Raw genomic sequence first — 11,300 nt, 5'->3', positions numbered from 1 at the left:
ACGACATTTTGTCAGGTCAATCGGGCAACGATTCTCTGGATGGTGGCGCTGGTCTTGATGTGCTCTCAGGTGGCGGTGGCGCAGATAAATTGTCTGGCGGAAAAGGCCGTGATCGTCTCGATGGTGGCTCTGGCAACGACGTGCTGAATGGCGATGACGGTGTGGATTACCTGAACGGCTCTTGGGGTCATGACACATTGGATGGTGGCCGAGGCGCTGACGTTCTTGACGGTGGCGCGGGCAGAGATGTGTTGGATGGCGGCCGAGGTGTCAATGTCCTCACAGGTGGTCGTGGAAGCGATGTTTTTGTCTTTAAAGAAAGCGATGCATTCTTTCGCAATGAGATTACCGATTTCAAAGCCTATGGCAGAAATGCAGACAGCATTGATTTGACCGACTTTGGTCTGCTCGATGCGGGTGAGGATCGCGAAGCTTGGATCGAAGAGCATGTTGAACAGCTCTCAAATGGTGACGTGCTGATCGAATTGTCTGGATCGCAAAGCATTGCGGTTACGGATCATTCAAACGGTGGCAACAGCTTCTTCGAAAACACTATGGACCTGTTGTTGTTCTAATCCCAACCACAAAAAAAAGAGCGCTTTGATCGCATGTACGTAAAAAGGAGAGATGAAATGAAGAGTTTACTACTCACTTTGGCGATGACCCTGTGCCTTGCAAATGCAAGTTTTGCTCAGGATCACCGTGCGCGTTTTAATACGATCAAGGCGCTCGAACAGACGGAAACTTTTACAGGCTTTGTCGACATGCAGTCCTTGGCTGATGAAGGCTATGCGCCAGCTATGGATCGCTTGGGGTACTATTTTCGTCAGGGTTTGAATGTCGAACAGGATTTAGTCCAAGCGATGGATTGGTATGAAAAGGCAGTGCAAGCTGGCCATCCATGGTCCACGGCATCGCTCGCGCGTGTTCAGATAGATTTGAACCGCACTGAAGAGGCGCTTGCCTTGCTACAAGAAGGGGTGCGCGAGAACCGCCCAGGCACACACCGGCTCTTGGCGACCTCGCATATTGATCGTCACTTTGGCTCTGCCTCCGATCCTGAGTTGGGCCGCGAAATACTCGCTGACTTGGCGCAAAGCGGGGACAAGAACGCAGCGCGCGAACTTGTCGTTCGTGTCAACTGGGGGCGTATAAACGCGTCTGTTCCTGATGCTATTGTCGAGCAAGTGGTTCAAGCTGGATTGGACGGAGATGAGCGATTTGCGGAAGTCGCCTTGGTGTATCTGTCTCGGCAGAACGCCAAAAGTAAAACTGCGCTGGCGACGCGTGCAAAGCTGGCAGACATTCCGGGCATCCGTGATCGTATTCGTTCTGCAGAACAGGTCCGGCTCGCAGCTGAGCTGCATCCAGGGCACTTCTGGTCTCACGTTGAAGACGTCTTGTCTGAAACCGACGATGAAAACTACGCGAAAGTTGCCAGCACAGCGTTCTGGATCAACAAAAATTCTTGGGTGCGGGTGTTGCAAAAGGAATTGCGTACATTGGGCTACTACAATGGGCGGATCAATGGTCGCATGACACAACGTACCATTCGCGCACAAAACCGGTTCTGTCGTGAAAGTGGCATTTGGAATATTTGCGCGACTGGTCCGCTACGGGGGCCAACGGTGCGTGCAGTCGCTGCTGAGATTGTGAAACGCAAATCTGACGCTATTTCGGTTCAGGCAACGGACATGAAGGCGCGTGACAACGCATCTCTATGATAACTTATAAGTCACAAGTGCAAACAGCAGTGCGAAAAAGATGGGTTATTAGTTGAGTGTTTTAGTCACCTATGATTGATGACGCCTAGACAGGCAGCAAATGATTCCCATCCAGCCACCTAAGACGACTGGCTCGATTGGACTGCTGCTCAATGCTTATAAACCGAACACTTCTCACACTTACCGCTGCGCTTTGGGCGACGACTTCGCTCGCGCAGACTAATGATGCTTTTCAGCTCAACACCATTGTTTTGGAAACGACAAGCGAGAGCGAAAACGCTGTTGATGTAGATGGTGAGGACCTGTCCCGCCAGAACCCGTCTGATATTCAGGACGTGTTCAAAAGCGAACCAACGATTTCTGTAGGTAGCTCTATTCCAGCATCGCAAAAGGTTTATGTGAATGGCGTAGAGGAAACCAATCTCGCTGTCACAATTGATGGTTCTCGCCAAAACAACAAAATCTTCCACCACAATGCGACAACGCTCATTGATCCATCGCTTTTGAAAGCTGTGCGTATCGATCCGGGCGTTTCGCCTGCGGATGCAGGTCCTGGCGCATTGGCGGGGGCCATCGCCTATGAAACGCGCGATGTTGGTGATGTGCTCGCGCCCGAGTTGAGCTTTGGTGGCTTTGTCAAATCCGAATACGACAGCAATGGCGATATCTTCACGAACAGCGCGTCGCTCTATGGGCGCCAAGGCGGCTTTGAGTATCTGGGCTTTCTGAAGTATTCTAACGGTGGGCTTCGGGAAGATGGCTCTGGCGCAACTATCGTTGGATCGGGCAGCAATCTTTTGTCCGGTTTGGCTAAAGTAGCCTATGAGACCGACAATGGCGGGCGTTTTGAGTTCTCGGCTGAGCAAGTCAAAGACGATGAACTGCGCCCTTATCGCGCGAATATTGCGGAAATTATTGGAGGTCGCCCTGTCGCGGAAACGCGCAACTATGACCTGACGCGCCAGAACTTTGTCTTCACCTATACGAATACCGCGCCGACAGGATTGTGGGATCCGACAATCAAGCTGGCCTATAGCCAAACGGATCTATTCATCGATGAAAGCCCGACGCAAACCAGTCAGGGCACAACGAGCAGCCTTAATGGTAAGATCGAAAACCGTTTTGCGTTTGCCCGTGGTAGCGTGACGGCAGGTGTCGATTTTTATAACGATGATGCGAGCTTAGACTATCGTTACCTCGCGAACAGTGCGTGGGATGAGGCAGCTACCGAGTCTCTGCAAAACATCGGTGTCTACGCCCAAGCCCGCCTTGAGCCGACACAGCGGACTCGTTTGTCCTTTGGCGTGCGCGCCGATTTCCAGCAGTTTACTGGCATTGATGGCAGCACGTTTTCCGACAACGGCTTTTCCGGCAACCTCTCTGGTGCGTTTGATATAACGGACAACATTACGTTGAGTGCGGGTTATTCCAGCATTTGGGGTGGCGCTACATTGGCCGAGAATTTCGTAATGAACCCAACCTGGACCTACCCAACGACAGGTATTCAAGCGGTTCAATCTGAAAATGTTTTCGTCGCTGCAAACGCCAACTTTGGTGGCTTTGATCTGTCCGGTAAGTTCTTCAAAACAGATATCACCAACGCCCGCGCCGCAAGCTATCGTGGCGGTTCTGATCTTACAGCGGACCTCAACGTGCGTGGGTATGAACTGGGTCTTGGCTACGCATGGGCAGACGGCTTCGCGCGCATCGGCTATGCGAATATCGAAGCGGACATTGATGGCCGTACAGCGGATTCCTACACGGGTAACTACCTGACAACGCCTTTGGGTGAGGTCATCACGTTTGAAGTCGCACATACACTGTCGCAACACGGTTTGACCTTTGGTGCGGATGCACAAATCGTTTTGCCAAGCAACGACACATATGATTTCGCGACAACGGGCGCAGGTCCGCAATTGCCGGGTTATGAAGTCGTCAATGCCTTCGTTGAATGGCAGCCAAAGCGCAACAAAAACTGGACCGTGCGCGGTGAAATCAACAACCTATTTAACGAAGATTATTCTAGCCGAGCAACCTATGGGCAAGAATTCGTTGGAGAAGTGTCAGCTTTGAAAGAGGCAGGTCGCTCGTTCAAAATTGCAGCAACACTCAACTTCTGATCAACTGCTCAGAACGCGAAAGTGTGAAATGCGGCCCTCCCTCGGGGGTCGCTTTTTTTGTGGCATGATGGGAGCTAGGCAAATCAAGCTGGTCGTCTTGGGGGCATCCGTATATCGATTGCGTAGCTCCAAGAAAAACTCCAACTGCCGGTACCGATTGATGACTGAAGCAAATCCTAATTCTGCGTCGCCGCTCTGTGTGAACCAACCAGCAGAAAGCGCAAATGCGGAAAAATGGGTCGTTTGGTATTGGGACGAGTTTTTGCCCGCTTGGGCGGCGCGCGCGCGCGATCCAGAGGGGCCTGGATTTTACGATCTGCTAGACAAAGATGGCAATCCAGACAGGCAACGAAAAACAGTTCTCGCCCAAGCTCGCTTGCTATTTACTTTCGCGCATATGGCGCTTTTGTCGGGCAATCCCGCGCATCATGCGGCCGCGAAGGCAGCACGCGATGCGTTAGGATTTTTTCGTAAATCTTCCAGTTTATATCGCCGCGCTGTATCGCAAAATGGGCAAGCCAATGACATGGATTCGGACAGTTTCGCCACGAGTTATGATCAGAGTTTTATCATCTTGGGTCTGTCCACTTGGGGCAAGCTAAATCCCGAAGAGGATACGCAAGCAGAGCTTGAAACGCTCTGGGCTGCGATAGAAGAGCATTTGGTTGATGCATCAACGGGCCTCCTCTTGGAGCACGATAATCTAACCGATCCTGCTTGTGCGACAGCGCCGCCGCGCGCGCAAAATCCGCATATGCATCTCTTTGAAGCAGCGCTTCAGGCGTTCGAAATGACCGGTGACAACATCTGGCTCGCGCGCGCGAAACGGATGCGCGCGAAGGGGTTGGAGTTTTTCTTTGATGCCAACAGCGGGACGATCACTGAATTCATCGCGCCCGATCTTGCGGTATTGCCAGCGCGCGAAGGTTTGCGCCGCGAAATCGGACATCAATGCGAATGGGCATGGCTTTTGATGCGAGAGGTGGAATTGGGCGGTGACCCTGACATGGCCGTTATCGCCGAGCGATTGCTTAGCTTTGCTGACAATTATGGGTTCGGGCGCACTGCTATCCTGAAAGGCGCAGCCTTTGACGCGGTTTCCGCCGATACGAAGTGGCGCGAAGATCGGTTCCTGTTGTGGCCCCAGACTGAAGCTATAAAGGCCCATGCGATTAGATCGACTGATCCGGCTTACGCCGCGAAGGCCCGCGCTTTGGTGCAGCTCATGTTCCGCCGTTACTTCGCGGGTCGGCACGCTTTTGTTAATCAATTGGACGAGACGGGCGCGGTGCTTTGGCCGGATGCTTTAAGTCGTCTTCACTACCATGTGGTCCTCGCATTGACCGAAGGTGCGCGCGCTGGTCTCTGGCCCAATCCTAAATAGAAGCCCTCGTTAAACTTCGACCATGACTTTCCCGTCAATGCGGTGCACTTTTGGGTCGGTGTCAAACACGTCGCGTAGGAAATCATCCGTGACGATAGCGTCAGGCGTTCCCGTCTGCGCTATTTTCCCATCCTTCATCGCGACGATCAAATCCGCATAGGCTGCCGCATAGTTAATGTCATGCAGCACAATGACGATTGTGCGGCCGTGCGCTTTGGCCAAGTCCTGCAAAATCCCCATCAATGCGCGTGATGCGGCGATGTCTAGATTGTTCAACGGTTCATCCAAAAGAATGTAATCCGTATCCTGCGCATAGGTCATTGCGACCTGCGCGCGTTGGCGTTGCCCGCCTGATAGAATGTCGAGGCGACGATCTGCAAGCTCTGCAAGTCCAAAGGTTTCAAGCGCCTGTTCGACTTTTTCGTGATCTGCAGCGCCTGGGCGTCCATGGTGATAGGGATAGCGCCCAAAAGTGACCAGCTCTCGGATGCTTAGCAATGGTGCCGTGTCGGAGGCCTGCGGTAAAATCGCGAGCTTGCGGGCGAGAACGGCGTTCGAACACGCGCCAATTGTCAAATCATCAACGGTGATACGACCATTTTGAAGCGGATTTAAACGCGCAATCAATGAGAGAAGCGTGGATTTCCCTGCGCCATTAGGGCCGATCAATGCGGTGATGCCACCTTTTGGTAAGGTCAGATCAATCCCGTCAAGGATCGTTGTTTTACCAATAGAGTAGCTAAGATCGGTGATGGTGATCATTTGTGCCATCCTCGCAGCAGAAGGATTAAGAACAGAACGCCGCCTAGCCCGTCGATGATGACGGCTAACGGTGTCGACAGACCAAAGAGGCGCTCCAAAACGAATTGACCGCCGACTAGTGTGATGCAGGAAATCAGTGCGCCAGAGATCAGAAGAACCGCATGTGATCCAGTCGGGGTAACCAGATAGGCAAGACTCACTACGATTAATCCAAGGAAGGCCATTGGCCCCACAAGCGCGGTTGAAACAGAGACCAGAACGGCAATGATGATCAAGGCTTCAAACATGCAGCGTCGCGAGCTTTCCCCAAGATTGATCGCCGCGTCATGCCCAAGGGCGAGAACGTCCAAGCGGTGACGCATGCGCCAAGCTGCCAACAGGGCAGCGCCCGTTATGGCAGCTGCGATCGTTAGGAGCTCAACATTGATGCGTGAAAATTTGGCGAAGGAGTTGGCCTGAACAACCGAATATTCATTTGGATCGATCATCCGTTGCAGAACTTCGGTGAGTGCTCGGAACAATACGGCGAAAACGATGCCCGTTAGGATCATGCGGGGAAGATCGCTGCGCGCCCGACTCAGGAGCGTGCCAAACAACAAAAGCGCTGCGAACATCATCAAAACGGTATTCAACGCGAATTGCCAAATCGGCGCGATTTGCCCGTTATTCAATCCGCCAAAGGTGAAGATCAGAACGGTTAAGATCAGGATATAGAGCGTGTCAAACCCCATAATAGAAGGTGTCAAAATGCGGTTCTGTGAAATCGTTTGAAAAAGCAATGTTGCACTGGAAATCGCAACCGCGACCAGCAGCAGTGCGGTCAACTTGTTTCCACGAAAGGGCAGAACGAAGGCCCAGTTTCCGCGCGACCCAAACGTCATATACCCAACACTGCACGCCAGAAGGAGCAATGCGAGTAAGCAAAGGCGCTTAGTGTACATGGCGTTTCGGTGCATAAAGCATCCATAGGAAAACCACGGTTCCAAGGATGCCAAGAACCGCGCCAACCGGAATTTCGTAGGGGTAGCGCAACAATCGACCCGCGATGTCGCTGGCCAAAACCAATGTAGCGCCGCTCATCGCCGTGAGCGGCAATGTGGTGCGCAGGTTATCTCCTGCAAATCGCGAGATGATATTTGGAATAACCAGACCAACGAATGGGATCATGCCCACCGTAACGACGGTCAATGCGGTGACGATAGAGATGCAGAGCAACCCTAGGGCCACGATTTGAGAATAGTTGAGCCCCAGATTGATGCTCGCCGTGCGACCCATACCAACAATGGCGAATTGATCCGCCACAAGATAGCTGAGCGCCGCGCACAAGGCAGCAATCCAAAGTAATTCATAGCGCCCTTGAAGAATTCCAGAAAATTCACCGGTCATCCAGATGGAGAGATATTGAAGCAGGTCCGCTTGATAGGCCACAAACGTCACAATAGCGCCGATCATGCCGCCATAGATCAAACCAACAAGCGGTACGAGGAGCGGCTGTGTCGGTGGCAATCGTTGAACGATGCTGAGAAATCCGACGCTTGTGGCTAGGGCTGTTGCCGAGGCAAGCATCATCTTAACCATTATAGACGCGTTCGGAGCAAAGAGCGTGACGAGCAATATGCCCAATGCAGCGCCTTGTCCCGTGCCCGCGGTCATTGGTTCGACAAATCGATTGCGCACCAACATCTGCATGATCGCGCCGCACATGGCCAAGCTGCCACCTGTGATGACCACCGCAATCGTGCGTGGAGCGCGGCTGACCAGTAAAAGTTGAAGTGCGTCCCGATCTGAAACGATGGAAGTCCACGTGAGGTCAATGACGCCAACACAGAGAGACGTTGCCGAAAGAGCGACAAGACACAGCGCTAAAAGCAGTGTCATGTTACGGGTGCGTGCGGATCGCCGTCTGAATTTCGTCAAGCGTAAGTGACATCGATTGAATGCCGCCGCCTGCAAGGTAAACAGGCGCTGAGCTGAGATAGATCACACGACCGGTTTTCCATGCGTTGGTTTCATGGACCAAGGCGTTATCCAACGTGCTTTGCGCGCTGGCGCCGTCTTGGCCAATGGCAGCCATACGATCAATCACAATCAAGATGTCGGGATTGGCATCACGGATAAATTCAAAACTGATCGCTTCGCCATGTGTGGATTGCTCGACACTCGGAACCGCTTCAGCAAGGTTCAATGCGCTATGTAGCCAACCAAAACGCCCACCAATGCCATAGGCGCTCACCTTGGGGCCATTGGTCATGACAATCAGTGCTGTCCCTTTGCCCGCAAGCGCTGATTTGGTTTTCTCCAGCTTGTCCGCAAAGCTAATTAAAAGCGATGTCGACTCCATCTGTTTGTCGAAGATTGTCCCGTAAGCGGCCAGACGCGCGAGGCCCTGTCCTACGGTATCTTCCCAAATGGTCATATCGAGCGTTGGGGCGATTTTTGCGAGTTCAGACACTTGTTCAGAAGAGCGGCCACCGGCGATGATCAAGTCTGGTTGCATTGCAAAGAGGGCTTCGAAATCCGGCTCAAACAGGGAACCGATAGGCGTCGTGCCATCAGCCGCATCTTCAAGATAGGGCAGGTAAACGGGGCGTGCGAGCCCTTGCACTTTTACACCTAAAGCGCTGAGCGTATCGAAGGCGGCAAAATCAAAAACAGCGACATTTCGAGGCCTTGCTTTTACTTCGCTCTCGCCGCGGTAGGTTTCTACGATTGCGTTTTGTGCAGTGACGGGCGCGGCCAAAATGAGCAGCAAAAAGCTAAGAGTTCTAAACATGCGCTATTCCTTGTCTCAACGCATGGCTCTTCAATATTGGCTCTGCATTTGGTTGTTGTTTACCCCCTACGAAGGCATAAATGGAATGTCCAGACCTATGGGCAAGTTGACGCTGAAGGAGCGAGAATGACGACAATAAATGGGTACTATGAGACCAAAAATGCATCGAAATATCTGCAACAACTCTGCAAACATTTCGGTAACAAGGTGGAGGCCTCTTTCGACGCTGACAAAGGTTGGGTCGCCTTCATTATGGGCACCGTGCATTTGTCGGCGGATAGCGAAGGCTTAACTGCTGTATGTGACGTAAAAGACGAGGCTAGCGTCCAAAGCGTGCATCACGTGATCGACAGCCATCTCGCAAGATTTGCCTTTCGTGAAGAGTTCAAATCTATGAACTGGACCCAAGAGCCATCTTAAAGATTTGCATCTAGGCACGTACTATACTGCGCAACTCTTGATCTAAATCTATGAAACCGATCGATCCTTCGATCTTGTTTCAAATCACAATTGGTACTCAGCTCGCATGCAAATGCTGCAAGGAAACCAATTTCTTTTTTACTCACCACAATGTCACGGATTGTTGTTCCTGCAGATACTGCCAAGGGGCACGGCGAATGCTATGCAGTGCTCAACGCCACAACAGCAAAGGTGCGCTATGCCCAATTCGACGATTAACCGCCGCAGTTTTATCGCAACTGGCTTTGCCGCCGCTGGTTTCATTTGGCCCGCATTGCCCGCGCTCGCCAAAACAATCTCTCGGTTTAGTCTTTCAAAAGATGGATTTGCGCTCAAAGGGTATGACGCAACAGCCTATTTTGCGGCGGACACCGCAGCGACTGGTTCTGACGCGAACACGGTGGATTGGAAGGGCGCGACGTGGCGCTTTGCGACTGCTGCTGAGGCTGAACTGTTTCGCGCGAACCCCGAAGCCTATGCGCCGCAATTTGGCGGGTATTGCACGCGCGCGATGTCGCTCAAAAAGGAAGTCCCCGGTGATCCAGAGGTCTGGCGCATTCATAAGGGTAAGCTCTATGTCTTCTTCGCAAAACGAGGTGGCACGATTTTCGACAAGGGCGAAGATGCGATGATTGAGCTAGCGCAGGCGCATTGGGACAGCCTGACTTTCATAGAATAAAATTGAACGCGGGATTTGACCTATCTTCATCCGCCAAGGTTTAGACGCTTGCGATGGATAATTCACCGCAAGCGCCTTGATTGTCAGAGCGCGATGCGGAACTTTGCAAAACCGGTGTCGGACATGCCGTCAGCCGTGATGTTCACACCTTCAACAGTATCGGCATAGCCCGCTCCAGCGGGGCCTGTTTCAAAGATAACTGTTGTGTCAGCCAAAGGTGCAAATGACCAATTGGCATCCGCTTTCGGGCTGACTGTTCCTTGATCGACCAGATACCGCACGATGATATCTCGGTTTGTATCGGGGCCTTCAAACACCACTGTGTCGCCTTTTGCTCCGGGGAAGCTACCGCCACCAGACGCACGATAGTTGTTGGTTGCCACAATGAATTCCTGCGCCATGTCGACGGGTGCGCCATCGAACATCAAATTGACGATACGATTGGCACCAGGATTCACTTCAGCGCCGTCGCGATCAAATTTTGAAGGTTGCGATAGATCAATTTGATAGCTCACACCGTCCATAACGTCGAAATTGTAGCTCGGGAAATTGGGGTTCAAAAGCGTGGCGTCTTGCGCGCCTACCTCCACTTGATTGAACATGCCAGCAGAGCGTTCAAGCCAATCTTTAACCTGCTGACCTGTAACTTTCACCGCGCGCACAGTGTTAGGGTAGAGATAAAGGTCAGAGACGTTTTTGATCGCCACATCACCAACAGGGACATCGGTGTAATATTCGGGTCCCCCGCGGCCACCGGCCTTGAACGGCGCAGCTGCGGATAGGACGGGCAGGGCCTCGTAAGCGGTGCCGACTATCTGTTCCTTAATGTACCATGTTTGCGCGTTGGAGACGATTTGCACGGATGGATCATCAGCTACTAGCGCGAAATAGCTGTGCAAAGGAGCGTCGGTTCTACCGACGGCTGTGCGCACATATTTTAGGGTTTCATCATGCTCTTTGCGTGTTGCGTCCAGAACAGGCGCGTAGTCTTCCGCCAATGGTGTGTAAGAACGGTCTTCATTGCGCTTGGAGATTGGCCGCGCTTCAGAAGTATGCGAAAGCACGCGCCATTCGTTGCCATCGCGTTCGATCAGTAGATCGATCAGGCCCATATGGCTGCCCCAGAAACCACCCATGACACCAGGTTTGCCACCAATCGTGCCCGCTTTGGTATCAACACCCGCGAAATCGTCATACTTGGATGACGGGAACACCAAGTGACTGTGACCGGTCAGGATCGCGTCAATGCCTTCGATACGGGCGAGTGGAACAGCGGCGTTTTCCATGCCGTCTTCAGCATTGGCGCTGCCAATACCGGAATGACAAAGGGCGATGACTAAATCGGCGCCTTCTTCTTTCATTTGCGGAACGTAGTAATCGGCGGTTTCAACGATGTCGC

Annotated in this window: 11 protein-coding genes; 6 read left to right on the top strand and 5 right to left on the bottom strand. The window is 52.4% G+C overall.

Going from position 1 to position 11,300, the window contains the following annotated elements; translation table 11 throughout:
* From ABJQ89_RS16735 to ABJQ89_RS16720, 4 genes are all read left to right on the top strand, one after another.
* A partial coding sequence (locus tag ABJQ89_RS16735; RefSeq protein WP_348497296.1) for a calcium-binding protein occupies positions 1-575 on the top strand: 575 nt, incomplete at its 5' end.
* A gap of 57 nt (positions 576-632) precedes the next feature.
* Positions 633-1,724: an SEL1-like repeat protein gene (locus ABJQ89_RS16730; protein ID WP_348497295.1), complete on the top strand. Its 1,092-nt coding sequence runs from the start codon at positions 633-635 to the stop codon at positions 1,722-1,724.
* A 152-nt stretch (positions 1,725-1,876) separates the two neighbouring features.
* The gene (locus ABJQ89_RS16725; RefSeq protein WP_348497294.1) at positions 1,877-3,844 is read left to right on the top strand and encodes a TonB-dependent receptor; all 1,968 of its coding nucleotides are present in this window, start codon (positions 1,877-1,879) and stop codon (positions 3,842-3,844) included.
* 160 nt (positions 3,845-4,004) lie between these two features.
* Positions 4,005-5,228: an AGE family epimerase/isomerase gene (locus ABJQ89_RS16720; protein WP_348497293.1), complete on the top strand. Its 1,224-nt coding sequence runs from the start codon at positions 4,005-4,007 to the stop codon at positions 5,226-5,228.
* 9 nt (positions 5,229-5,237) lie between these two features.
* Here ABJQ89_RS16720 and ABJQ89_RS16715 read toward each other — a convergent pair whose 3' ends face one another.
* Genes ABJQ89_RS16715 through ABJQ89_RS16700 form a run of 4 tightly spaced genes read right to left on the bottom strand, consistent with a single transcriptional unit; the run spans position 5,238 to position 8,763 of the window.
* On the bottom strand, positions 5,238-5,990 hold the full coding sequence (locus tag ABJQ89_RS16715) for an ATP-binding cassette domain-containing protein (RefSeq protein ID WP_348497292.1): 753 nt from the start codon (positions 5,988-5,990) through the stop codon (positions 5,238-5,240).
* Entirely contained in the window at positions 5,987-6,871 is an 885-nt protein-coding gene (locus tag ABJQ89_RS16710) for an iron chelate uptake ABC transporter family permease subunit (RefSeq protein WP_348497291.1), read from the bottom strand. Before ABJQ89_RS16710 ends, ABJQ89_RS16715 begins: the two co-directional genes overlap by 4 nt.
* A gap of 49 nt (positions 6,872-6,920) precedes the next feature.
* A complete protein-coding gene (locus ABJQ89_RS16705; RefSeq protein ID WP_348497290.1) occupies positions 6,921-7,868 on the bottom strand; it encodes an iron chelate uptake ABC transporter family permease subunit in 948 nt (315 codons plus the stop codon).
* Position 7,869: 1 nt separating this feature from the next.
* On the bottom strand, positions 7,870-8,763 hold the full coding sequence (locus tag ABJQ89_RS16700; RefSeq protein ID WP_348497289.1) for a siderophore ABC transporter substrate-binding protein: 894 nt from the start codon (positions 8,761-8,763) through the stop codon (positions 7,870-7,872).
* A 126-nt stretch (positions 8,764-8,889) separates the two neighbouring features.
* Here ABJQ89_RS16700 and ABJQ89_RS16695 point away from each other — a divergent pair, with 126 nt between their 5' ends.
* A complete protein-coding gene (locus ABJQ89_RS16695; protein ID WP_348497288.1) occupies positions 8,890-9,183 on the top strand; it encodes a DUF2218 domain-containing protein in 294 nt (97 codons plus the stop codon).
* A gap of 238 nt (positions 9,184-9,421) precedes the next feature.
* The gene (locus ABJQ89_RS16690) at positions 9,422-9,901 is read left to right on the top strand and encodes a YHS domain-containing (seleno)protein (RefSeq protein WP_348497287.1); all 480 of its coding nucleotides are present in this window, start codon (positions 9,422-9,424) and stop codon (positions 9,899-9,901) included.
* Between the two features lie 83 nt (positions 9,902-9,984).
* Here ABJQ89_RS16690 and ABJQ89_RS16685 read toward each other — a convergent pair.
* A partial coding sequence (locus tag ABJQ89_RS16685; RefSeq protein ID WP_348497286.1) for a bifunctional 2',3'-cyclic-nucleotide 2'-phosphodiesterase/3'-nucleotidase occupies positions 9,985-11,300 on the bottom strand: 1,316 nt, incomplete at its 5' end.

It is taken from the genome of Planktotalea sp., assembly GCF_039984035.1.
GTDB lineage: Bacteria > Pseudomonadota > Alphaproteobacteria > Rhodobacterales > Rhodobacteraceae > Planktotalea.
The sequence above is the reverse complement of the archived record's forward strand: the minus strand, read 5'-3'. Positions and strand labels throughout refer to the sequence as shown.

Coding starts and splice junctions, on each gene's coding strand:
- ABJQ89_RS16720 (WP_348497293.1), top strand. CDS start 4,005: ATGACTGAAGCAAATCCTAATTCTGCGTCGCCGCTCTGTGTGAACCAA.
- ABJQ89_RS16695 (WP_348497288.1), top strand. CDS start 8,890: ATGACGACAATAAATGGGTACTATGAGACCAAAAATGCATCGAAATAT.
- ABJQ89_RS16700 (WP_348497289.1), bottom strand. CDS start 8,763: ATGTTTAGAACTCTTAGCTTTTTGCTGCTCATTTTGGCCGCGCCCGTC.
- ABJQ89_RS16690 (WP_348497287.1), top strand. CDS start 9,422: ATGCCCAATTCGACGATTAACCGCCGCAGTTTTATCGCAACTGGCTTT.
- ABJQ89_RS16710 (WP_348497291.1), bottom strand. CDS start 6,871: ATGACGTTTGGGTCGCGCGGAAACTGGGCCTTCGTTCTGCCCTTTCGT.
- ABJQ89_RS16725 (WP_348497294.1), top strand. CDS start 1,877: ATGCTTATAAACCGAACACTTCTCACACTTACCGCTGCGCTTTGGGCG.
- ABJQ89_RS16715 (WP_348497292.1), bottom strand. CDS start 5,990: ATGATCACCATCACCGATCTTAGCTACTCTATTGGTAAAACAACGATC.
- ABJQ89_RS16705 (WP_348497290.1), bottom strand. CDS start 7,868: ATGACACTGCTTTTAGCGCTGTGTCTTGTCGCTCTTTCGGCAACGTCT.
- ABJQ89_RS16730 (WP_348497295.1), top strand. CDS start 633: ATGAAGAGTTTACTACTCACTTTGGCGATGACCCTGTGCCTTGCAAAT.